Source organism: Streptomyces sp. NPDC048416 (assembly GCF_043200435.1).
In the GTDB taxonomy this organism is placed as follows: Bacteria; Actinomycetota; Actinomycetes; order Streptomycetales; family Streptomycetaceae; genus Streptomyces.
This window is the reverse complement of record NZ_JBICXU010000005.1, coordinates 358684-380895: the sequence shown is the minus strand read 5'-3', so window position 1 is coordinate 380895 and position 22212 is coordinate 358684. Positions and strand designations below refer to the sequence as shown.

Sequence of the window (22212 nt, the reverse complement as noted above, 5' to 3'; positions counted from 1 at the left end):
GTCATCCCTTCTTCGCGGAGGTCAGCAGCGACTCCTCGAGCGCCGCGACGAAGTCGTCGAGACGGTCGAGGCCCCAGAAGCGGTGCCGGCCGAGCTTGAAGTACGGGACGCCGAACACGTCGTCCTCGTACACGTCCATCAGGGCCTGAACGCCCTGCTCCCGGATGGCGGGGTCCTCCGGCGCGGCCACCAGGGTGTCCCCGTCGAGCCCCGCCTCGCACAGGATGCGGCGCAGCTCCTCGCGGTCGCAGATGTTCTCGCCGCGCTCCCAGCGGGCGGCCATCACCGCCCGGTAGTAGGCGCGGTGCACACCGAGCTCACGGGCCTTGAGCCAGCCGAGGTGGGGCAGTTCCCACCACTCGTGGCCGGTGTCGAGCGGCCACTTCATGGCGTAGCCGTACTTCGCGGCGAGCCGCTTGGTGTCGGCCAGGATGTACAGGTGCTTGGCCTTGCTCATGGCGATGTAGTGGAACTCGCCGCCGCGGGATTCGAGTTCGGCCATGCTGATGTCGTCCGGCTCGGTGAACGGGACGTACTCGATCAGCTCCTCCGCGTTCGGCAGGCGCTCTTCGAGCTGGCGCACCGCCATCCAGCTGAAGGGGCTGCGCAGCGAGAAGTACAGCCGGGGCGGCCGCCTCACGCCTGCCCCCCGAGCAGTACCGCCTTCACGTCCTCGTCGAGGATCGCGACGGTGCCGGCCTTCTCGCCGCGGCTGATGGCGTAGCCGTGCATGATGGTGGCCGTCGCGGCCAGCTCAAGGCTGTCGCCGCGCCGCACGTAGCAGTCCATGCGGGCCGTGTAGACGGTGTCCTTGATGACGTCCTCGATCGTGAAGACCGTGTGCACGGTCTCCTCCATGAAGATGTCGGACAGCATCTGCACACGGGCGCGGGAGACGACGGGGATCCAGGCGCGCTCGTTGAGGAGCTTGCCGATGGCCAGGCCGCGGTCGTGCAGGAAGCGGTCGACGACCTCCTCCAGGGTGCGGACGTAGGCCGAGTGCTGGAGCCGGTCGGAGAAGTGGCAGTACGGGTAGGGGGCGCGCCAGGACCACAGGTAGGCGCCCGAGCCCTGCGGGACCAGGACGTCGGCGACGTCCTGACCCGAGGCGATGGGCAGGCTCGCGGACTTGGCGTTGACGAGGGCGGCCACCTCGGGCACCACGAAGGGCTCCAGCATCGCGGGGACCGGCTCGGTGCCCGAACCGTCCTTGACGGCGATCAGGGCGACGCGGAGCTTGCCCTTCAGGACGGTGACGGCCTCGCCGTCGCGCTCCACGGTCAGCGTGATGGTGAACGGGGCGCCCTGGCCGGGCTTCGCGGTGGCCGAGACGACGGTGGCGTAGACGCGGTCGTCCACGAAGAGCGTCGCGGGCAGCTGCACCGAGGAGTCGACGATCTCCAGGCCGAGACCGAAGCGGTGGTACATGTCGCGGGCGCCGACGCCGCGCTCGCGGAAGTACTCCAGTACGGCCTCCTCGGCCAGGTACATGAAGTGCTTGAACCCGATCCAGGTGCGGATGTTGGCACCCTCGTAGCGCGGCATGCCCACATAGGTGGTGGGGGCGCCGTCCAGCAGATTCGTCACAGTGCCTTTTCCTTCGGATTCGACGGGAACGTTGGCGGGGTCGAGCAGGGTGTGGCGCAGGAAGGCGCCGGCCTCCCGGGCCAGCTCCCCCGCCTGTGTCACATGGCAGAAATGTCCGTACGCGGCGCGCAGCCGCACCGTGGCCGCGGGCATGGCGCGGTCGAGCGCGGCGGCGCGCATCGGGGTCAGCGACTCGTCGTCGACCCCGGCCAGGACGAGGGTGGGCACCTCGATCCGGGACAGGTCGATCTGTCCCGACGCCTCGAACTCCCGGTAGAAGACGGGGAGTCCGCAGTCGACGGCGCGATCGCTCGCCTTCTGTTTCATCGCGGCGAGGATGTCCGGGTCGAGGGTGGCCGCGCGCGGTCCGAGCGCGATGTCGACGCCCTGGTGGATGACCTTGCGCAGGGCGCCCTCGGAGCGGGTGCGGATGGCGGGGGACACGGGGAAGTCGGCCGGGCGGTAGAACGGCGCGGCGAGCACCGCCGCGTCGGTGCCGGGGTCGCCCGCGCAGTCGGCCAGGTACTCAAGGACCGCGTTGGCCCCGAACGAGTGGCCCACCAGGGCGGCGGGCCGCTCGGGCACCAGGTCCAGGGCCCGGCGCAGCCATGCGCCCGGCGAGCCCTCGGCCCGCCAGGTGTAGGAGTTGCCGCCGTGCCAGGGCAGTTGGAGCGCGTAGAGGCGGTAGCCGGGCAGCTGGTCGGCAAGCGCGCGCCATACCGCCCAGGAGTCCTCTATGCCGTGCACCGCGACCAGCGCGGGCCCCTGCCCCGGGCCGCGGTGGACTTCCAGGCCGTCGGCCCGGGCCACCGTGTCCCATGCCGTCATGCCGGGCTGCCGATCGGTTCGGGCCGGGACACGTCCACGCAGGCCCAGGTGTCCTCGTGGTCGCCGCAGGTGACGACGGTCCGGTCCGCGGCGTGTCCGGCGGCGAGCCGGTCGGCCGCGACGGCCAGCGCGATGACGCCCTCGGCGCCGTAGAACCCGCTCAGGGCGGCCCGCGCGGCATCAGGCCGCTCCCGGTGGCGTGTCACGGACCCGATGCGGAGCTGTGTGCGGCCGGGCCAGGCGCCGGGCACGCCCAGCAGGACGCAGCCGGCTCCCTCGGTGAGCCCGCCGCCGTCGGCGCGCAGCGCCTCCAGGGCGCGCGACACCGGGTCGGCGGGTTCGACGCCCACGACGACAGCCCGCCGGGCGCGGCCCGTGCGCAGCAGCCGGGTGGCGAGCTGCACGGCGTCGAGGCCGGCCGTGGCGCCGCTGCACACCGCGAGGTTGGGGCCGGTGAAGCCGTACCGGATCGCGATGCTGCTGGCGATGATGTTGCTTGAGGCGTTGGGCGCGTCCAGGACGCTCACCGCGGAGCCGCCCTCGGCGCGCATGTCCGACACCATCGAGCAGACGGTCTCGACGTTGCCCAGGTTGGAGGCGACCACGACGGCCGTTCCGGCCGCCCCGTCCACGGCTCCCGCGGGCAGGCCCGCGGGGAGGCCGAGGGCCCGGTGGACGGCGCACAGGGCGAGCCTGGTGGCCGGCTCCTTGCCGAGCAGTCCCTTGCGGCCGAGGACGAGTTTGGCGTCGTTTGCCGAGCAGGCGGGTTCGGCCGGGGAACCGGGGAGTTCGGCCGCCGTCGCGCCGGGCACGTGGACGGCCCAGCCCGCCACCACGACCTGCGTGTCGCCGTCAGACATCGGATGCCTCCACAATCGTCACCGCATTGACTCCGCCGAACCCGAACGCGTTGATCTGCGCCAGGCGCGGACCGGCCGTGAGCGGGGCGCCGTGCACGAGGCCGAGTTCGGCGGCCTCGGCCATCGGTGAGCGCAGTCCCACCACCGCGGGGACGGTGCCGGTGCGCATCGAGGCGAGCGCGATCAGCACGCTCATCAGGGCCGCGCCGCCCGAGGTGTGGCCGATCGCGCCCTTGATCGCGGTGACCGGGGGTCCTTCGCCGCCGAAGACGTCGAGCAGGGCCGCGGTCTCGGTCGGGTCGTTGAGGCCGGTGGACGTGCCGTGCGCCACGACGAGGCCGATGTCCTCGGGCTTCACTCCGGCACGCTCATGCGCCTGGTGCATCGCGTCGATGATCCCGGCCCGGTCGGGCGCCGTCTCGTGATAGGCGTCGCAGGTCAGGCCGACACCACGGAGCGTACCGAGCGCGGGCCTACCGTCGGTGACGTCCTCGGGCCGTTCCAGGACGACGGCGGCGGCGCCCTCGCCGAGCAGCACGCCGGGGCGTTCCGCGTCGAACGGGCGCACCATGTCGGAGGTGCCGTCGGTGACCTTGCCGATGACGGTGAGCATGCTCTCGGTCATCGTGTCGCAGCCCGCGGCGACCACCACGTCGGCTTCGCCGAGTTCGAGGATGTCCGCGCCGAGCGCGAGCGCGTACCCGGAGGCCGCGCACGCGTTGGCGATGGTGTGCACCTCGGTGACCTCGGGCACCACGGCCCGTACGGCGGCGGTGAAGTGCAGCTGGTGCAGGCGCAGTTGGGCGCCGTCGCCGTGCCACTGCTCCACGCCCCGCAGTTCGCGAAGGCCGGTGCCGACGACGACGGCCACCCGGCGCCGCGCGGGGTCGACCCGCGCGGCGCGAAGGGCTTCGGACACGCAGTCGGCGAGCCAGCCGGCCGCCAGGCGCGGGCCGGACCCGTCGGTGCCGGGCCCGTCCGCGATCTGGTAGCCGTGGGCGACGCCGAGTTTGTCGGGGTCGCCCAGGCGCAGCGGTGCGACTCCGCTGCGCCCTTCGAGCAGTGCCTGGTGGGTGGCGTCCAGATCACCCAGGCAGGTGATCATGGAACTACCCGTGATGACCGCCGGCACGGCTCCACCCCCTGATGACCGCGGCGCCGGTGGCGCCCTCGGCCGAGCGGGTCGTGATCACGGAGATCTCGCCGTCACGGGCGGGTTCGCCGCGGTGCCGCGCGAGGAGCGCGGCGACCTGGAAGGCGCCGGTGGCGCTGAACGCCTCGCCGGTGACCTCCTTGACGCGCAGCCGGGGCACGTCCGCGCCGAGCACGGCGGTGACGGCCGCTTCCTCGGCGTCGTCCAGGCGCGGCATGCCGCTCCAGGCCGTCGCCACGGTGGCGACCTCCTCGGGTGCCACCCCGGCCCGGTCCAGGGCGCGCCGCAGGCAGGTTTCGAGACCGGCGGCGAAGGCTCCGTCGGGGCCGGGCGGGTCGAAGACGCCGACCTCGACGGCCAGTATCTCGGCGTCCATCGAACGCCCGGCGGCGCGGACGTCGTCGGCGCGTTCGAGCACGAACACCGCGGCGCCCTCGCCCGCGGGCAGGTCGCCGCCCTCGACGGACTGGCCGAAGTGCGCGGCCCAGGCCGAGTGCGGGCTGAACTCCTCCACGGAGCCGACCAGGAGCGCGTCGGCGTAGTGGCAGTTGATGAGGTTGCGGCCGTAGCGCAGGGCGTTGTGCATCGCCATGCTGCCGCCGGCCACTGTGGCGTTGGGGCCCTTGAGGCCGAACCAGATGCCGGCCTGTCCCGCCGTGCAGTTCATGACGGCGTTGGGGAAGAGCAGCGGGTTGACCAGGTAGGGGCGGTCCTGGACGAAGGTGTCCCGGCTGTAGTCGCTGGTCGACTTGGCGCTGCCGGCCGTGGTGCCGAGGGTGATGCCGACACGGTCCCGGTTGTCGTCGTCGACGACGAGGTCGGAGTCGGCGAGCGCGGCCTTGCAGGCGACGAGGCCCAGCCCGGTCGCCCGGTCGAAGAACGAGGTGCCCTTGCGGCCGAGGTGGTCACGGACCTTGAAGTCCAGGAGCGCGTGGGCCTCCTGGCGCGGCAGCGGCTCCTCGTACAGGTCGCGGACGTCGCTCGGCTCGGGGGCCGGGCCGGCGATCGCGGCCGCGAGGGCCTGGGGTCCGAGGCCGGCCCCGGACAGGACGCCGAAGCCGGTGATGGCCAGGGTGGCGGTGGCCGCCGTCCCGGCCCCGGAGGCGGCCGCAGAACTCCTGGTCGCGGTCGTCAAGACATCCTCCCGAGTATGACGATGGCGTTGTTGCCACCGAAGGCGAACCCGTTCACCTGGGCGATGCGGACGTCCGCGTCGCGGGCGTGATTGGGGACCGGGTCGATCGGCGGCATGTCGGGGTCCGCGGTGCTGTAGTTGATGGTGGGCGGCAGGAACGAGCCGGTGATGCCGAGCACGGACGCGATGGCTCCGAGTCCGCTCGCTGCTCCCATGGCGTGGCCCAGCATCGACTTGGTCGAGCTGATCGGCGGCGGGTTGTCGCCGAACACGTCGACCACGGCGCTCGCCTCGGTGAAGTCGTTCGCCGGGGTGCCGGTGCCGTGGGCGCAGATGTAGTCGACGTCCGCGGCCTCGATCCCGGCGTTCTTGTGGGCGAGGCGCATGCAGGCGGCGATGCTGGCCCGGTCGGGCGCCACCATGTGGCTGGCGTCGCAGTTCAGTCCGTAGCCCAGGACCTCGGCGTGGATGCGCGCGCCGCGGGCGAGCGCGGAGTCCAGGCTCTCAAGGAACATCGCGGCACCGCCCTCACCGGTGATGATGCCGGAGCGGTCCTTGTCGAACGGCGAGCACGCCTTCTCGGTGAGCGCGCCGAGCCGGTAGAAGCCGGCGTGCGACCAGCGGTGCACCGAATCGGCTCCGCCGGCGATCATGTAATCCATCTCGCCCGAGCGGATCATGTCGCAGGCGAACCCGAGCGCGTAGTTGCTGGCCGAGCAGGCGGTGGACAGCGTCACCGCGTCGCCGGTGAGGCGCAGTTCGCGGTTGACCGCCTGGGACAGCCTGGCGCTCGACACCTGCTTGATCAGGCCGGCGTCGAGGCCGTCGTACCCGCCGGCGAGGGTGTCGGCGGTCAGTCGCTCCAGTATCTGCGACTCGCCGCCGGTGGTCCCCATGCTCGAACCGGCTCGCGAGGCCGCGAGCACGTCCTCGTCGATTCCCGCGTCCGCCACCGCCAGACGGGCGGCGGACGCCGCGAAGAGACTGGTGCGGCCCCACTCTTCGACAGACAGCCGACGGACCATGTCCTCCGGCCGAAAATCGTGTACCTCTCCGGCCATGAAGTAGGGGAAACCGGTGGTGTCGAAGCACGCGATCGGCGAGACGCCGTTGACACCCTGCCGCAGCGCCTGCTCGTAGGCGGACGCTCCGATCCCGATGCTTGAGACAGGCCCCAGGCCCGTGATGACTACCCGTCGCATGGGATCAGCCCAGCCGGCCGGTGCGCTCGACGAGGATGTCGTAGACCGCGGTCAGGTTGACCATCTTCGGCAGGTCCGACTGCGGGATCTCGACCTTGTACTTCTTCTCCAGGCGGGCCAGGATCTCGATCGCGCGGAGCGAGTCGGCCTCGTGGTCGTCGGCGAAGCTGCTCGTGTCGGTGATCTCCTCCGGCTCGACCTCAAGAACCTCGGCGACAATCTCGCGGATCTCGTCGAGCTGGTCCTGCTTGATGGTGGCTGACATTCTATTTCTCCCTTTCACGTAAAGGCGAACTTCGTCTTTACGCATTCAGATTAGTACGCCCCGAGTCGGCGAATCCAGCTCGTATGGGGGTTCAGACTTGAGCCGTTTCCGCTCTTTAGCGGGAGGGCATGGTTCACCGGGCCGTGACCTTTTGGTCGCGGCCTTGAAGTGTTCGATGTCCGAGGGACGGAGCCGTTTCTCGCCGGGATTCGGCGCGGCAGGTGGCGCCCGGGTCAGCGGGCGGGCGCGGCTTCCAGCGAGGAGGCCGGCCTGACCAGCGTCACGGCCTGACCGACGGTCAGCAGCGGCTTGCCGGCGACCGAGGACGTACCCTCGAAGAACGTTGCGCCCGCAGCCTTCTGAGTGAGCGTCACCTCGTGGCGGACCACGTCACCCGGGTACGCGCGCCCGTGGACCGTCACGTCGGACATCCCGCCGAACAGGACGACGCCCTCTGCTTCCGTGTCCTGTGCGTCATGTTCTTCCGTGTCCTGCGCGGCGCCGTGCGCCCCGAGCAGCGCGGCGCTCTGGCACCAGGACTCGATGAGCAGCGCCGTCGGGTAGGAGTAGTCGTCGTCGGTCGCTTCCTCCGCAATACCCTGATACCAGGGCTCATTGCATGTGACGGCTTTGAGGGTGGTTATCCTTTCGCCCGCCACGACCTCGACGACCCGGTCCACCAACAGGATCGGGTATCGATGCGGAATAAGTGATTTCGCCGTTGCGGGCCCGAATGTGCCGTCCATGTGCGGCCTGCCTGCCTTTCCCCTGCGGGTTGATCGGTGGATACGTGAACCGTCAGAGCTCGCGGTAGCGCAGCCGGACGGTGGCCGCCTTGACGCCGTCCGCCACGCAGCGCGCGGTGACCGTGCGCAGCGCTCCCGGCCCGTCCTTGAACGCGCAGTCGACGACGACCTCGGCGCCGGGCAGAACCGGCGCGTGGAAGCGGGTCGAGGCGATGGCCTCCAGTTCGAGGGCGCGGCCGTGGCCTTCGGCGAACCGCTCAACGGCGCGTTCGGCCAGGTCGACGAGGAACACCCCGGGCAGCAGCGGGAAGTGGGGGTAGTGCCCGGTGAGCACGAGTGCCTGCGGATCGACCACCACGCTCAGGGTGATCCCGGTGTCGTCCAGGTGCTGCACGGTCTCCCCCGGCAGCAGGGTGACAGCGGACATCGATACTCCTTCTCTTCGGTGGGCGTGGGGTGTTGGGGGGGGGCGGGGGTGTCCGGGGTCGAGTAGCCGGCGCGCGGTCGTGGGGTGCGTGCGCGGCGCGGCCGGGGGCGCCGCACGGTGGGGCGGCGGGGTGCGGGTGGGCGCGAGGCCCGTTGGGTACGAGGCCCGGTTGGGTACGGGCCCGCTCGACGCGCCCGGTCGGGCGCGGGGTTCACAGGCGCAGTGCGCCACTCACCGATGCGCCCTCGCCGGCGACGGCGACCCTCACGTTCAGGGTGCGGGAGGTGTGTGTGTACGCCAGGTGCACTCCCAGGGAGCGGAACAGCGCGGCGTGCTCCTCGCCAGGCACGTCGGGCAGTGCCTGGAGCCGCACGCCGACATGGTGGACGGCGTGGCGCACCTCGGTGGCGTGGGCGCCGTGGCCCGTCAGCCGCAGCACCCGGGCCGGCGTCCACACCCGCCCGAGCCAGGAGACCAGGGCGGTGACGGCGGCCTGCTCGCGCAGGTAGACGTTACGGGGATGCCCGGCCCGAGCCTCCTGGGCGGGCCCGCCGAGAACACGGCAACGGTAGTACCGCTCCCCGTTGTTGAGGGCGCCCTGCATCAGCCGGTTGCACCACGTGCAGCGCACAAGTCCCCGCAGGGCGTAGGTGCGCCCGGACGGCGGGGACGACGCGGCGGCCGTCCGCCGCGCCCGGAACAGCTCGGCGACGCGGTCCATCACGTCGGCCCGCACGATCGGGGTGAGCCCGGCCGCCCGGCCGGCGCCCGCCGTGTAGCGCGGGTTCACCAGGATGGAGCGTACGGCGCCCTTGGACCACGCCGTCGTGACGTCGCCCGCACGGCAGCCCCGGGCGCCGGGGCTGGCAATGGCGTCGGTGGTCAGTCCTTCGGCGATGTCCTGGAGGCCCCGGCCGCCCAGGTACTCCTCGCATATGCGCCGCACCACCGCCGCCGCGTCCTCGTCCGGGACGACGGCGTGTTCCGTCGCCCCCGGCCCCTGGGCCAGGCGGTAGCCGAAGGGGGGACGGCCCCGGGGCCGCGGGGCGCGGGGTGCCGGAGCCTGCGCCCCGGCCGCCCACGGCTGAGTTGATCGGGCCGAACGTGCCGGCGACATGGTCATGGCGTCCCTCCCCTTGCCGCCGTCGAGGGGCAAGTACCGTCGTGCATGCGTACGAGAGGGCGCGGAAGTGCCCTTGCCCGGCCGGGATGTGTGATGCGGGTCCCACGGCGGCCCTGCCCGCTCCGGCGCCGGGTGCGCCCACGCTAGGCCGGGTTGGTGAGCCCGCCGGATTTCGTGTCCACAAGGTGCCATTCACGGGGGCGGGGCCCGTTGGCAGATGATCGCGCGGACGGTGGCGGCCGCCCGTTCAGGGGGCCGTACGACGCTCGGGCGACGACGTCCCCTCGCTCGGCTGCCCCGAGTCTGACCGCATCCGCGGTGCCCGGGCCACTCCAGTTTCAAAGCCTGAAAGCACAGGTGGGGCGCGTGTGGCCGGTCGGCCCGACGGGCCGGTGCCCGGCGCTGCGCCGGGGTCAGACGCCGACGACGCTCTTGATGCTCTCGAACAGGGACAGCATGGCCCGCGCCGAAGGCAGGATCATGCGGCCCTCGCGGGTGAGCCGGGCCCCGGTGGAGTCCCGGTCGAACAGCCTGGTTCCGAGCGCCTGTTCCAGGCACTTGATCTGGTAACTGACGGCCGGCTGGGAATAGCCCAGGTACTTGGCGGCCTGATCCATTCTCCCGATCTCCGCGATCGAGACGAAGGCGCGGAGCTCTCGCTCGTGCATGACCAACTCTCCTCAATGTTGCTGCCCATGGACGGAAGAGACCTCGGTCCACGGTGTCGACGCCCATGTTCGCGCCCGACGGCAGCACGCAGACAGAACGGTGCAGGAAGGTGTAGAGATGTCATCGGCGCTCCGCGGCGGTGTTATAAGTGGTCCACCGGGCCCGTCGTGATCCGCTGCCGGACCCGCCGTGATCCGCCGTCGGACGCGTCGTGATCCGCCGCCGGACCCTCGGCCCCGGCGCCGCGGGATCCACCCTCGGGGCCCCGCCCGGCCGCCACTTCGAAGAATTCGCAGTGGGATCGAGAACGTCCCCCGTACTGCGTACCGTCGTGCCGACGCCGGCTGACGGCCGGTCAGGCGTGAGCGTCACCGGCGTACTTCACCCGCCGGCCTCACGGCCGCGTGCGGACCCGCAGACCGGGGTGGGGCTCTCCGTCGCGCTTTCGGTTGCCGCATGACCCCCCAACTGCGCGAGGAGGCTGGCGTGAAATACGCCATAGAGACGCACGACCTGACCAAGAGCTACGAACGCCACAAGGCGCTGGACGCGCTGAATCTCGCGGTGCCCCGGGGCACGATCCTCGGGCTGCTCGGGCCGAACGGTTCGGGCAAGACCACCACGGTCCGGCTCCTGACGACCCTGCTGCGCCCCGACTCCGGCAGCTGCCGGATCGTGGGCCTCGACGTGGTCAAGCAGGCCAAGGAGGTCCGGCGCAACATCGGCCTCGCGGGGCAGTACGCCGCGGTCGACGAGCGCCTGACCGGCCTGGAGAACCTGCGTCTGATCGGCACGCTCTATCACCTGGGCCGGCGCGCCGTGCGCAGCCGCGTCGACGAACTCCTCGACCGGTTCAACCTGACCGATGTGGCGGACCGCCAGGTCAAGACGTACTCCGGCGGTATGCGCCGCCGGCTGGACCTCGCGGCGTGCCTGCTGGCCGATCCGCCGGTGGTCTTCCTCGACGAACCCACCACGGGTCTCGACCTGATCAACCGCATCGCCATGTGGGAGCTCGTGCGCGAGCAGGCCGCCCGCGGCGCGACGGTGCTCCTGACCACCCAGTACCTTGAGGAGGCCGACCAGCTCGCCGACCGCATCGTCGTCCTGGACGGCGGCCGTTCCATCGCCGAGGGCACGCCCGACGAGCTGAAGGTCAGCGTCGGCGGTGAGCGTCTTGAGGTGACCGTCGACGATCCGGCGCGCGCCCAGGGCGTCGCGCAGGCCCTGAGCGAGTGGGGCGTGGGCACGGCGGTCGTCGGTGAGGGCGGGCGGCGGGTCTCGGTGCCCGTCGACGGCGGGATCGACACGGTCGCGGCGGCGGTGACGGCCCTGAAGGGCGAAGGCGCCCGGATCGTCGACTTCAGCCTGCGTAAGCCCTCCCTCGACGACGTATTCCTCAGCCTGACCGGGAGCGGCACGCGCGCCCAGGATTCGCAGCCGGAACCGGAATCGGAGAACGTGGCATGAGTGAGGCAATCGTCGACGGCTGGGCCCTGATCGGTCGGCACATCCGGCACATCCGCCGGGTTCCGCAGAAGCTGCTCTCCGTCACCATCATGCCGGTGGCCTTCGTCCTGGCCTTCGGCTACGTCCTGGGCAGCGCGATGCAGGTGCCCGGGGTCGAGTACCGCGAGTACTTCATGGCGGGGGTCTTCTCGCAGGTCATGATCGCCGGTCTGACGACCACGGGCGTCGGGATCTGCGAAGACCTCAACAACGGTCTGATGGACCGCTTCCGGTCCCTGCCCATGTCCCGCTCCGCGGTCCTCGTCGGTCGGACCGTCTCCGATCTGCTGCTCTCCGCGATCGCCTGCGTCGTCATGTCCGTGGTCGGTTACGCGATCGGCTGGCGCATCCACGGCGGGCTCTGGAACAACCTGGCCGGTTTCGGTCTGCTGCTCCTGCTGGGCTTCGTCGCCATCTGGGGCGGTGCGCTGCTGGGACTGGTGCTGCGCAGCGGTGAGGCGGTCAATTCCCTCGGCTTCGTGATCGTCATGCCGTTCATGTTCCTTTCGAGCGCCTTCATTCCCCTCAAGGGCCTGCCGGGCTGGCTCCGCGCGGTCGCCCAGTGGAACCCGCTGACCGCGGTGACCGACGAGTGCCGGCGCCTGTGGGGCAACTCGACCACGGCCAGGGGCGACGGCTTCGCGGCCCAGCACCCCGGTGTGGTGGCGCTCGTGGCCCTGGCCGTGCTGTTCGTGGTGATCGTGCCGGCCGCGGTGCGCCGCTTCGGCAAGACCACGGCCCGCTGAATGACGACGCAGGAGAGTGCCCCCTCGCGTCTGGACGAGGTGATGCCGCGCTGGCACTTTCGCAAGCGGCGCCACCAGGTACGGATCGAAGGGTCCGGCGAGGCCGTCCTGCGGGCGGTCGGCCAGGTCACCTGGTCGCAGGTGCCGCTGTTCAGCTCGCTGTTGCGCGTCGCCTCCTTCGGCCGCGTGCGCCGCGATCCCGAGCAGCCGGTGCTCGACGAGTTCTTGTCCAGCGGCTTCGTGGTGCTGAGCCGCAGCGACCGGGAGCTGGTGCTGGCCGCGGTCTCGGGGAGCGAGGCGTTCCCCGAGGACCGCGGCGGGGCACGGCTCGACTGGTTCCTGGCCCACGCGGAGCCGGGGTCCACCAAACTCGCCTTCAGCTTCCGGTACGCCGACGGTGTCCTGAGTACGGAGACCCGGGTGCTCGGCGCCGACGAGACGGCCAGGCGGCAGTTCCGCCGGTACTGGACGCTGATCCGGTTTCCGGCCGGGCTCGTCCGCCGGGAGATCCTGCACGCCGTCCGCCGCAGGCTCCAGACGTGAGCGCGGGACCGCACGCATGACGACGCCGGCCCGCCGGATCGGGGATGTTCTCCCGATCCGGCGGGCCGGCCGCTTGCTTCACCGCACGACGTGCGCGGCGTCAGCTCTCGATGAGCCGCTGGAACACAACCGTGTCGAAGATGTCCTCCATCCGCACGGCACGGCCGTCGCGCAGCGTCCAGGAGTGCACGAACCGCAGCCGCTCGGTGTGCCCGCTCGCCGAGGTGACGTCACGCTCGCCGAAGACCACGACGCGGTCGCCCGACTCCACGAACTCCTGCGGATGGAGCCGCATGCCCCCGAGGACGGTGGGGACGCGGGCCAGGAACGCCTTGACGCCGTCGTGGCCGGTCCTGGTGCCGCCCAGGCCGTATGCGGCCATGCCGTCGGGGTGGACCCAGCGCACGTCGGGGTCCAGGACGTCCAGCAGGGCCTCGGCGTCCCTGCGGTGGAAGGCCTCGTACGCCCGGTGGATCAGCGCGAGGTGGGCCGAGATGCCGCGGGCGAGGGGGGCGCGGTCCGCGCCGGGGTGCGGCTCGTCGAGCGCGGGATACAGGGACAGGGACATCGCTCGCTCCTCAGGCGTGGGCACGCGGACGGACGTGGGCGGGGAAGTGGGCTTGGAGGGTGCGGCGGATGCCGTCGTGCCAGTCGACCGTGCAGGGACCGGTCAGGGTGCGGCGCAGGGCGGGGTCGAACTGGTAGGTCTCGCGGGTCACGGCGCTCGGGACCAGCTTCGCCTCGACGCCGGTCAGCTCCTGCATGAAGCGGACGCAGTCGGTGATGCCCACCGCCTCGTCGCCGCCCCAGTTGACGAGCGTGGCGGGTGTCCGGGCCGCCTCCCACAGGCGCGGCACCTGGGCCACCAGGTCGTCGGTGTGCAGCAGCGAGCACCAGTTCTGTCCGCTGAGCGGGACCGCGATGGGTTCGCCGGCGAGCATGCGCTTGAAGTACAGCATCGGCACTCCGCCGTAACCCCCGGGCCCGTACGCGATGTTGAGCCGCGCGATGGTGGTGGGCAGGTCGAGGACCCGCGCGAAGGCGCGCACCGCGCCCTCCGCCGCGAGCTTGGCCACGGGGTAGGCGGGCAGCCAGTCGGCGACCGCGTCGACCGGGTCGGTCTCGGTGTAGCGGTGGTCGAGGGACTGCCGGGCGTACACGGCGCCGGTCGACACGTACAGGAAGGCCTCGGCGTTGCGGCAGTGCGTCATCAGCCGGCCGGCGGCGACCGCGTTGACCTCGGCGGCGGCGTTGAAGTCGCCGTCCTCGCCCCGGCGTACGGCGGAGTGGATGACGTGGGTGAAGTCGTCGGGGACGCCGTCGAGTCCGGTGGACGACCCGTCGTCCATGTCCCAGAAACGGGTCGTGAGGGACTGCTCGGTGAGCTCTCGTTCGACACCCGGCGTGCCGAACCGGCCCAGGCACCAGACCTCGTTGTGCCGCGCCAGTGCCTCGGCCACCGGCCGGGCCACCTGGCCGGTGCCGCCGGTCACCAGGATCTTCTTGCCTGCCAGGATCGGCTCCTGGTCCTTGGGATGCGTCAGCATCGTCTCTCCCCCGTCATGTGCGTGTGATGCGGTAGTGCCTGACAGTAGCGGTGGGGTGTGTCAGTGGGCCTCGGTGCGCGGGGCTGCCGCCGCCCGCGCGGTCCGGTCGGCATCCGTCAGGGCCCGGTCGAGTTCGCCGCGCAGAATCGTCTGGAAGGCGGCGACGTGCCGGGGGCCCATCAGGGTGTAGTGCTCGCCGGGCACCTCGATGTACCGGTTCGGTCCGGTGGTGTGCTCGTCCCAGCGGCGCAGCTCGTGCGCGAGCCAGTCCTCCTTGGTGCCCCGCAGCGGTGTCGCGTAGAAGACGCTGACGGAGGGCACCGTGCCGCTCGGTTCGTACGTGCGGCCCAGGTTGGTGAGGGAGTTGGCGAGTTCCGCCCAGTCGCAGAACCGTTCGTGGTCCAGGTCGAGGGAGGCCATCCGCTCCGGCGATGCCGCGTCGAGCAGCTGCCGCAGCTGTTCTTCGAGCGGCAGGCCGCGCAGCGGGCCCGGCAGTTCCCGCGCCTGTTCCTTGTCGAGCAGGCCGAGGAAGAAGGCCAGGTTGGCGGCCGTCTCGATGAAGTCGAGTTCTTCCATGCGGTACTTGATGTGGGGCGGCAGATTGAAACTGCCGACGAAGTCGACGCGCTCGCCCTGGGCGCGGAGCGCCTTGGCGATCTCGAAGGCCACCGCCGCTCCGAAGGAGTAGCCGGCCACGGCGTAGGGGCCGTGCGGCTGCCGGGCCCGGATGGCGTCCACATAGGAGTCGACCATCTGGTCGAAGGTCACGAAGGGTTTCTCGCCCTCGTTGAAGCCCCGGGCGCGCAGCGCGTAGAACGGCCGGTCCCCCACGAAGTACTTGGCGAGGTTGACGAAGACCAGGACCTCGCCGACACCGGGGTGCACACAGAACAGCGGGGTCTTGGTGCCGGTGGTCTGGAGGGGCACGACGGGGTCGTAGGTCCCCGTGGCGCCGGCGGGCGCCGACGGTCCGGTGAGCCGGGCGGCCAGGGCACGGACCGTCGGCGCCTTGAGTACGGTGACGATCTGCGGGCCGCTGCCGCCGAGCCGCTGGGCCAGTCTGCTGCGCAGCCGGAGCAGGTCGAGCGAGGTCCCGCCCAGTTCGAAGAAGTTGGCGGTGGCGCTCACGGAGGCCGGGTCGAGGTCGAACATGTCGGCGTAGACCTCGGCGACGGCCTGTTCGGTCGCGCTGACGGGCGCGGTGTAGGCGCCGAGCATGCGGGTGGTGAGGTCGGCGACGGCGCGCTGGTGCGCCGCGTACTGGCCCGATGCGAGCCGGTCGCGCAGCAGGGAGCGCTGGATCTTGCCGAGGCTGGTCTTGGGGAACGCGTCCTTGGGCAGGGGCAGGACGAGCGCGGGCCTGAATCCCCAGTGCCCGACCACGCTGCCGCGCACGGCGGTCAGTACCCGGTACAGCGCGGCGTCGTCACCCGGTGCGACCTCCGCGTGGAAGGCGATCACCACCTGCTCGGTGTCGCTGCCCTCGGGCCGGACGGGAAAGGCCGCGACATAGGACCCGGCCACCGACTCCAGGGTTTCCAGGACGGTCTCGATCTCGTGGCTGAAGTAGTTGACGCCGTTGACGATGACGCTGTCCTTGCTGCGTCCCACCAGCGTCAGGCGGCCCTCGTCGAGGTGCCCGAGGTCGCCGCTGCGAAACCAGCCGTCGGCGGTGAACGCGTCACGGGTGGCCTGCTCGTTGTTGTAGTAGCCGCGCGTGATCACGGGCCCGGTGAGCTGGAGTTCACCGACCTCGCCCTCGGGCAGTTCACGGTCGTCGGGGTCGGCGATCCGGATCCGCACCCCCTCGACGGGCGTGCCGAGCCCGGCGAACTCGCGGCCCCGGTCGATGTCGGGGAAGGACCGCGAGTAGATGCTGCCGGCGCAGGTCTCGGTCATGCCGAAGGCGGGCCACAGGGTGTCGCGCGCCAGGCCGTAGGGGGCGAAGGAGTCGAGAAAGGCCTCTGCGGTGGCGCAGACCACGGCCTCGCCGCCGCTGATGATCTGGCGCACCCGGGACAGGTCGAGTTCTTCTCCCGTTTCCTTCAGCCCCGGCGCCGCGCTGTTGAGCAGACCCAGCAGGAAGTTGGGGGTGAAGGTCATCGTCACGCCGTGCCGCGAGATGAGCCGCAGGAATTCCAGCGGGTCCCCCAGAACCACCGCTGCCTGCGTGTGGAGCTGCCGGCTGCCCGTGGACAGCGGGAGCAGATGGCACTCCAGGAGGGCGGCCACGTGGTCGAAGGAGACCCAGTTCAAGGTGGTGTCGGCCGCGCCGAGCCGGTGGCGGGTGTTCTTGCCGGCCATCGAGGCCAGCAGGTTGGCGTGGCTGAGCATGACGGCCTTGGAGTGTCCCGTCGAACCCGAGGTCAGCACGAGGACCGCGGTGTCCTGCGGCGCTGCGGTGTGCGGCCGGGCCGGCTCCGTGGCGGAGAGCCGGTCGAGGTTCAGGGTGAAGTGGCGTTCCACCGGCGGGAGTTCGGCGGCCAGCGCCGTGCTGGTGACGATGAGCGGACCGTCGAGCAGCGTGTCGACGTGGGCCAGCTGGGCCGCCCAGCGCGTGCGGTCGCCGGGCAGCGGCGCCATGGGGCACGGTATGAACCCGCCCAGTACGGACGCCCAGAAGGCGGTGATGAACTCCCGGGGCCGCTCCAGGATCAGGACGACCTTGTCCCGGGGCCGCAGTCCCTGCGCGCGCAGGGTGGTGAGGAGCCGCAGGGCGTCGTCCAGCAGCTCGGTGTGACTCTGGTCGTGGAATCCCACGGCCGAGCCCTGCGGGCAGTAGCGGATGCCCGTGTCGTCGTGGTGCCGGGCGGCGTTCAGAAGCAGGTCGGTGACGGTGCGCGGTGCGGCGGTACTCACGTGGCTCTCCGTTGCCTCGGGGCGTGACGGGGGCGTGACGGACCCCGTTTCGTCGAAGGGTGGAACACGGGTGGTGGTTCGTCCCGGCGCGGGCCGGGCGGCGTACGGCGGCCGCGGTAGCTCCCGCGAAGGACGCGCTCAGGGGTGGACGGGCTCGGGCGGGACGGGGTCAGACGGGATGGACGCTGATGTCCTGGCCCGTGCCGAGGGGCAGCGCGACCGATGCGGTCCAGCCCTCGGGGACCTTTACGTCCATGACCTGCCAGGCCGAGAGGGAGCCCAGCGCGTCGGTGGTCATCTCGACGGGGCCGGTGAGCTCCGGGTGGGTCTCCAGCGCGGACAGGGTGGTGACGATGCCGATCCCGACGGCCTTGAGCACGGCCTCCTTGCGGGTCCAGCAGCGCAGGAACGCCCTCGTGCGGGCGGGAGCGGGAGTGGCGAGCACGCTCGCGCGCTCGCGCGGGCTGAGCACCTTGTCGGCCAGCTCCGGTGACCACTGGTCGCGTTCCGCCTCCACGTCGACGCCCACGGGAAGGCGGGACACCGCCAGCATGCCGAGCCCGCCGGTGTGAGAAAGGGAGAGGTGAATAGCCCGGCCCGCGTCCGGTGTGAGAACGGCCGGCGGGCCGTGCTCGGCCGAGCCGCATTCGGGACACGGTTTCCGGCCCAGCGAGATCTCGCCGTGGGGCACCCGGAGAACTTCGGCCAGTACCCGGCGTACGGCCGCCCGGCAGGTGACGTACTGCGCCGCGCCCGTGGCTGATTTTATTCGCCTGGCGTTTTCCGCCTCCGCCGCATTGAGGAGTTCCAGGTCGGACCGGCTGAATGTGTCGCTCGGAATCCGCCACCACCACACGCGGACGTCGGAGGTCCCGTCGGCGCGGGGGTCGGGATGACGTGGGGGCGGGGTCTGTGTACGGGTTGTCGTCACATCGTCACCGTAGGCAGGAAGGTGACCCGGAGGCCCGCCTTTTGACCTCTACTGGACAGTCTCGCGGCGGTGTGTGACAGGTGAAAGACAGAGGATGACCGAAACAACAATCGGAGCTTCCGCTTCCGGGATGCTGCTGCAACTTACTGACACCGGCCACAGGGGCCCCTTGCCCGCCGGGACGGGCCACGACGTGAAATATCCGCCAAGTGATGCAGGTCCTTGTGAAGTTGACTCAAACTGACTACTCGATCTACTGTCTGACCGCTTCAAGTTGACTGCTGCCGCCCACGGCCACAACAGCTCTAAACCCTTTAATGCGCAACCAATTACGAGGCTCGGGCGACTCTCGATGTGGCCGCTGCACACCGCGGACGCGACGGCAGACAGGACCTGGACGACATAACGGGGGATACAGGAATGGAAGCAGTACTTGATCTACTTGAATCCGATTCAACAGGGGGATGGGCGGCGGGTGAACACGCCGCTCACCTGGAGCACGCCCTGCTCCAGGCCAGGTCTCTGATCGAGTCCACGGTCTCGATGCACCGTCAGCGCCTCGTGGTCCCGTCACCCGTCGCGCGCAACAGCACCGCCCAGCTGGGCGGCGTCATGGAGCAGTTGATCGCCCGAGGGCGCCACTCCGTCGCGATCGCCCTCACCGGGCCGGGCGAGTTCACCGAGTCCGTCCTGCGGCTGCTGGGCAAGAACCCCGCACGCGCGACCGTCCGTGTGCTGTGCACGGCCGATGCCGCCGAGGCCTCGGCGCCCCGGCTGCGCCGGCTCCCCGAACCGCGGCTGGATGTGCGCGTCTCCGACAGCGAGCTGCGCGGCATCCTCGTGGTCGACGGCGTGACGGCGCTCGTCCCGGCCAACGGGCCCGGTTCGGGAGGGCAGTTCGCGGTGGTGAACGACGCCGCCGCGGTCCGCGCCCTTGAGCTCTTCTTCGCCGGCGCCTGGGCGGGCGGCCGTACGCTCGCCGATCATCTGCGGCTCAGCCCCCGCCTGCGTACGGAACTCGTCCGCAGCATCCTTGAGCGTCTGCGCGCGGGTCACACCGACGAGGCCGCGGCACGCGAGATCAACGTGTCCCTGCGCACCTACCGCCGGTACGTCGCGGAGATCATGCGCGAACTCGATGCCAGCTCCCGCTTCCAGGCGGGGGTCCGCGCGGTCGAGTTCGGCCTGCTGTCCGCTTGACCGGACAGGACCGTGTGCCGGTGAGCCATCCCGCACGCGGGGTGGCTCACCGGCATGAACCGAACGGGGAGGGCGTAAAGACATGTCCGATCGACGCGAGGACGAACTGGAACAGGCTCTGCTCGAAGTGCAGGCCCTCATCGAGTCGTCCGTAGCCATCCACCGCGACCGCAGTGTCCAGGAACAGCTGATCACCACGGTGGCCGGCGACTACGGCGCCGCGCTCGACACCGCCCGGGCTCTGATCGCCGGCGCGACCCGCAGCATCGAAATCGTCCACGCACGGCGTCCCAGCACCTCCGACCGGGCCGCGCGCCAGTCGGAGCGGGCGGAGCGGGAACTGCTCTACGGCGCGGCCGCCGGGGTCCGCGTACGCCTGCTCACCATCCCGCCGCTGCTCGACGAGGAGTTCGTGCGCGAGCAGTTCGGCAGAGAGAGACCGGTGGCCGTGCGGGTGGCACGGCTGCCCCCGTTGCAGGCGCTCATCGTCGACGGCAGCGCCGCCTTCGTGGTCGCGGAGTCCACGGTCGGGCGCCGCTCCTCCGTGATCCGGGCGCCGGACGTGCTGCGCACCCTCCACACGTTCTTCCAGAACGTGTGGAGCGACGCGGTGCCCGCCGGCGAGAGCATCATCTTCAGCGACCGCGAGCAGGCCGCCATGGCCCAGCGCATACTCGGCGCCCTGCGGGCCGGGGTCACCGACGAGGTCGCCGCGCGCGAGCAGACGGTCTCCGTGCGGACCTACCGGCGCTACGTGGCCGAGATCATGTCCCTGCTCGGCGCGAGTTCACGCTTCCAGGCCGGGGTGCGGGCCGCCGAACTCGGTCTGCTCCCGCCCTCGGCGGCCCGGCCCCTGACGGGCCATCCGGAGCGCTGAGCGTCCTTACTCGCAGCCGCGCTGCCAGTTCCACCCGACGAAGCTGTGCTTCAGCTCCACGTCGAAGGTGCAGGTCGCCGTGGCATCGGCGTTCAGCCGGACGGAGGAATGGTGGGTGTTCTCGTACCAGGCACCGGTCACATCGAAGATGCCGCGGTAGGTGAAGTCGGCGTGCGCCTCGGAGTTCACCACGGGGCAGTCCGTGGTGCAGTCGTCCTTGGCGCTCGCCGACTTCAGCGACCAACCGGCGTCCCAGGGCTCGCGGTTCCACTGCTGGGTCGCCGTGGTGGCGGCGGTGGTGACGCGCCCGCCGTCGGTGCTCCAGGCGGAGGTGGTGTACACGCCGGTCATCCGGATGTTGCAGCAGTCGAACATCTCGTTCCAGCTGCGCACCTGGTGGCCCGCGGCGGCGTTGGCCGCCGGGGCCGCCAGGAGCGCCTTGGCCGAGGGCGCCGCACCGGTGGCCGCGACGTGCTCGACGGGTCCCGGCTCGGGCTTGCAGTCCGGGCCGATGGTGATCTGCTGCCGTACCGCCTGGCCGGCCGGCGGCGCGGGAAGCTCCCCGGTCAGCCTGATCCCTTCGCAGGACTGCCCGGCGCGGCCGGTGTCCTGGACGGGAGCGGCGGACGCGGCCCCGGCCGTCAGGGACACCAGGGCGGCGGTGACGGCCGCGGTCATTGCGATGCGGTGATTCATTGCTCGCTGATTCCTCCGATGAATTGAGCCATGGTGCCTCTGTGCGGGCGCACAGGGCGTCGACGGCGGCGCCGTTGGAGCACGGCGCACCGGTTCGTGGTGGTGCGTGGGAAGTCTCTCGTACGGGGCGGCAGGCACCGCGAGAAGCTGCCGGCCGGGCCCGCAAGGGGTCCGGGGCGCCTCGGCCCGCACGTCACGAGCTGTCGCACGACCGGGGGCCGAAGCGCACGGGGGTTTGCGCCTGGCCCCCGGTCTCGCGCCCCGGCCGGCCTCGTCGGGGGGACGGATTGGCCGGCCGGAGTCCGGAGCTCTCCGCAGGGGACCGATGGCCGGTCCAGCGGAACCGAACTCCGCGCCTATTCTTGATCGCTACGGCCTTCCCACCGCAACCACCCTTACAGGAAGCTGCCATGGCTCCCGGCGGGCCACTGCGCCCCGCCCCTGGTGGCGGCCGTCTTCCGGGCCGTGTCCGGGGGCGCCCGGTGCGCACCCAGGCCGGGCAGCAGGCCGAGACCGGCCGCGTGCAGGCCCGCCTGGAAGCGGGAGCCCGCGCCCAGCGCCGTCATGATCTCGGCGACGTAACGCCGGTACGTCCGCATGGACACCGACAGTTCACGGGCCGCCGGCTCGTCGGCCATGCCGGCGTACAGGCACCCGAGGATCCGCTCGGCGAACTCCGAGCGTGCCCGGTCCCCCCAGTCGATCCGGCCGGGCACGGGGGCGGCGCCGTTCCACACGGCGCCGAACAGGGCGCACAGAGCTCCCACCACCCCGGCTCCCTGGGTGACGGACGCCTGGGGTCCGCTCGCCGACTCGGCGATCAGCAGCGCCCTGCGGCCGTCCACCACGAGGGAGTCGACGAGGGGGACGCGGGCGATCCGTACGTCGAAGCCCTCACTCGCCGCGGGACGGTCCAGGCGCGCGAGGAGCGGGTCGGGGCCGGGCGCCGAGCGGGCGTACAGCAGCCGTACGCGGACGGCGTCGCCCCGGTCGGCCACCAGGGCGCGCAGGAGTTCACCGACGCCGAGGGAGCGGCAGGTGCGGTCGGCGAAGGACACGTCCACCGAGTGCCGCGCGCGACCGATCAGTTCGCCGGCCATCGCCAGCACGGTCGCCTCGTCCGGTCCCACCGCGACGACCCGTGTCTCCTCGCGCTCCCGGCCCCCGCACATGGCGACCGTGTCCTCTATCAGGGCGCCGGCCTCAAGGAGGGCCCATCCGATCTCGTGGTCCCCGGCGCGTGGCTCCGGACGGCCATCGCTCCACTCACGCCCCGGGGGCGACCCTGGTGCAGCGGTGTACACGCCCG

General features: G+C 71.4%; 22 protein-coding genes. 5 read left to right on the top strand and 17 right to left on the bottom strand.

The window, feature by feature from the left end; genetic code table 11:
- Nucleotide 1: 1 nt before the first annotated feature.
- The 11 genes from ACGFW5_RS09955 to ACGFW5_RS09905 form a co-directional block, all read right to left on the bottom strand.
- Nucleotides 2–640, bottom strand: coding sequence for a 2-hydroxychromene-2-carboxylate isomerase (locus ACGFW5_RS09955; RefSeq protein WP_393833683.1), 639 nt, complete (start codon nucleotides 638–640; stop codon nucleotides 2–4).
- The gene (locus ACGFW5_RS09950; protein ID WP_393833682.1) at nucleotides 637–2415 is read right to left on the bottom strand and encodes an alpha/beta fold hydrolase; all 1779 of its coding nucleotides are present in this window, start codon (nucleotides 2413–2415) and stop codon (nucleotides 637–639) included. Before ACGFW5_RS09950 ends, ACGFW5_RS09955 begins: the two co-directional genes overlap by 4 nt.
- Nucleotides 2412–3275: a beta-ketoacyl synthase N-terminal-like domain-containing protein gene (locus ACGFW5_RS09945; RefSeq protein WP_393833681.1), complete on the bottom strand. Its 864-nt coding sequence runs from the start codon at nucleotides 3273–3275 to the stop codon at nucleotides 2412–2414. Before ACGFW5_RS09945 ends, ACGFW5_RS09950 begins: the two co-directional genes overlap by 4 nt.
- Nucleotides 3268–4380 (bottom strand): beta-ketoacyl synthase N-terminal-like domain-containing protein, encoded by a 1113-nt coding sequence (locus ACGFW5_RS09940; protein WP_393833680.1) that lies wholly within the window; start codon nucleotides 4378–4380, stop codon nucleotides 3268–3270. Before ACGFW5_RS09940 ends, ACGFW5_RS09945 begins: the two co-directional genes overlap by 8 nt.
- A 4-nt stretch (nucleotides 4381–4384) precedes the next feature.
- Nucleotides 4385–5563: a beta-ketoacyl synthase N-terminal-like domain-containing protein gene (locus ACGFW5_RS09935; protein WP_393833679.1), complete on the bottom strand. Its 1179-nt coding sequence runs from the start codon at nucleotides 5561–5563 to the stop codon at nucleotides 4385–4387.
- Nucleotides 5560–6765, bottom strand: coding sequence for a beta-ketoacyl-[acyl-carrier-protein] synthase family protein (locus ACGFW5_RS09930; protein WP_393833678.1), 1206 nt, complete (start codon nucleotides 6763–6765; stop codon nucleotides 5560–5562). The genes ACGFW5_RS09935 and ACGFW5_RS09930 overlap by 4 nt, the downstream gene beginning before the upstream one ends.
- A 4-nt stretch (nucleotides 6766–6769) precedes the next feature.
- The gene (locus ACGFW5_RS09925; protein ID WP_393833677.1) at nucleotides 6770–7030 is read right to left on the bottom strand and encodes an acyl carrier protein; all 261 of its coding nucleotides are present in this window, start codon (nucleotides 7028–7030) and stop codon (nucleotides 6770–6772) included.
- Between the two features lie 233 nt (nucleotides 7031–7263).
- Nucleotides 7264–7776 (bottom strand): 3-hydroxyacyl-ACP dehydratase FabZ family protein, encoded by a 513-nt coding sequence (locus tag ACGFW5_RS09920; protein WP_393833676.1) that lies wholly within the window; start codon nucleotides 7774–7776, stop codon nucleotides 7264–7266.
- A 52-nt stretch (nucleotides 7777–7828) separates the two neighbouring features.
- Nucleotides 7829–8203: a hypothetical protein gene (locus ACGFW5_RS09915; protein ID WP_393833675.1), complete on the bottom strand. Its 375-nt coding sequence runs from the start codon at nucleotides 8201–8203 to the stop codon at nucleotides 7829–7831.
- A gap of 211 nt (nucleotides 8204–8414) precedes the next feature.
- On the bottom strand, nucleotides 8415–9326 hold the full coding sequence (locus ACGFW5_RS09910; protein WP_393833674.1) for a recombinase family protein: 912 nt from the start codon (nucleotides 9324–9326) through the stop codon (nucleotides 8415–8417).
- Between the two features lie 413 nt (nucleotides 9327–9739).
- A complete protein-coding gene (locus tag ACGFW5_RS09905) occupies nucleotides 9740–9994 on the bottom strand; it encodes a LysR family transcriptional regulator (RefSeq protein WP_393833673.1) in 255 nt (84 codons plus the stop codon).
- A 487-nt stretch (nucleotides 9995–10481) separates the two neighbouring features.
- Here ACGFW5_RS09905 and ACGFW5_RS09900 point away from each other — a divergent pair, with 487 nt between their 5' ends.
- Genes ACGFW5_RS09900 through ACGFW5_RS09890 form a run of 3 tightly spaced genes read left to right on the top strand, consistent with a single transcriptional unit; the run spans nucleotide 10482 to nucleotide 12793 of the window.
- Entirely contained in the window at nucleotides 10482–11465 is a 984-nt protein-coding gene (locus tag ACGFW5_RS09900; RefSeq protein ID WP_393833672.1) for an ATP-binding cassette domain-containing protein, read from the top strand.
- Nucleotides 11462–12250, top strand: coding sequence for an ABC transporter permease (locus tag ACGFW5_RS09895; protein ID WP_393833671.1), 789 nt, complete (start codon nucleotides 11462–11464; stop codon nucleotides 12248–12250). Before ACGFW5_RS09900 ends, ACGFW5_RS09895 begins: the two co-directional genes overlap by 4 nt.
- Nucleotides 12251–12793, top strand: a complete 543-nt coding sequence (locus ACGFW5_RS09890; RefSeq protein WP_393833670.1) for a hypothetical protein — start codon at nucleotides 12251–12253, stop codon at nucleotides 12791–12793.
- Nucleotides 12794–12893: 100 nt separating this feature from the next.
- Here the strand turns inward: ACGFW5_RS09890 and ACGFW5_RS09885 are convergent, their stop codons facing one another.
- From ACGFW5_RS09885 to ACGFW5_RS09870, 4 genes are all read right to left on the bottom strand, one after another.
- Nucleotides 12894–13361 (bottom strand): nuclear transport factor 2 family protein, encoded by a 468-nt coding sequence (locus tag ACGFW5_RS09885; RefSeq protein ID WP_393833669.1) that lies wholly within the window; start codon nucleotides 13359–13361, stop codon nucleotides 12894–12896.
- A gap of 10 nt (nucleotides 13362–13371) precedes the next feature.
- Nucleotides 13372–14340, bottom strand: coding sequence for an NAD-dependent epimerase/dehydratase family protein (locus ACGFW5_RS09880; protein WP_393833668.1), 969 nt, complete (start codon nucleotides 14338–14340; stop codon nucleotides 13372–13374).
- A gap of 60 nt (nucleotides 14341–14400) precedes the next feature.
- Nucleotides 14401–17199, bottom strand: a complete 2799-nt coding sequence (locus tag ACGFW5_RS09875) for an AMP-binding protein (protein ID WP_393833667.1) — start codon at nucleotides 17197–17199, stop codon at nucleotides 14401–14403.
- A gap of 169 nt (nucleotides 17200–17368) precedes the next feature.
- On the bottom strand, nucleotides 17369–18130 hold the full coding sequence (locus tag ACGFW5_RS09870) for a 4'-phosphopantetheinyl transferase family protein (protein ID WP_393833666.1): 762 nt from the start codon (nucleotides 18128–18130) through the stop codon (nucleotides 17369–17371).
- A gap of 420 nt (nucleotides 18131–18550) precedes the next feature.
- On the opposite strand from ACGFW5_RS09870, the gene ACGFW5_RS09865 reads away from it, so the two are divergent.
- Both ACGFW5_RS09865 and ACGFW5_RS09860 read left to right on the top strand, forming a co-directional pair.
- The gene (locus ACGFW5_RS09865; RefSeq protein ID WP_393833665.1) at nucleotides 18551–19330 is read left to right on the top strand and encodes a DNA-binding response regulator; all 780 of its coding nucleotides are present in this window, start codon (nucleotides 18551–18553) and stop codon (nucleotides 19328–19330) included.
- Between the two features lie 82 nt (nucleotides 19331–19412).
- Nucleotides 19413–20207: a TrmB family transcriptional regulator sugar-binding domain-containing protein gene (locus ACGFW5_RS09860; protein WP_393833664.1), complete on the top strand. Its 795-nt coding sequence runs from the start codon at nucleotides 19413–19415 to the stop codon at nucleotides 20205–20207.
- A gap of 6 nt (nucleotides 20208–20213) precedes the next feature.
- On the opposite strand, the gene ACGFW5_RS09855 is transcribed toward ACGFW5_RS09860, so the two are convergent.
- Both ACGFW5_RS09855 and ACGFW5_RS09850 read right to left on the bottom strand, forming a co-directional pair.
- The gene (locus ACGFW5_RS09855) at nucleotides 20214–20903 is read right to left on the bottom strand and encodes a hypothetical protein (RefSeq protein WP_393833663.1); all 690 of its coding nucleotides are present in this window, start codon (nucleotides 20901–20903) and stop codon (nucleotides 20214–20216) included.
- A 395-nt stretch (nucleotides 20904–21298) separates the two neighbouring features.
- Nucleotides 21299–22207, bottom strand: coding sequence for a hypothetical protein (locus tag ACGFW5_RS09850; protein WP_393833662.1), 909 nt, complete (start codon nucleotides 22205–22207; stop codon nucleotides 21299–21301).
- Between the last annotated feature and the right edge of the window lie 5 nt (nucleotides 22208–22212).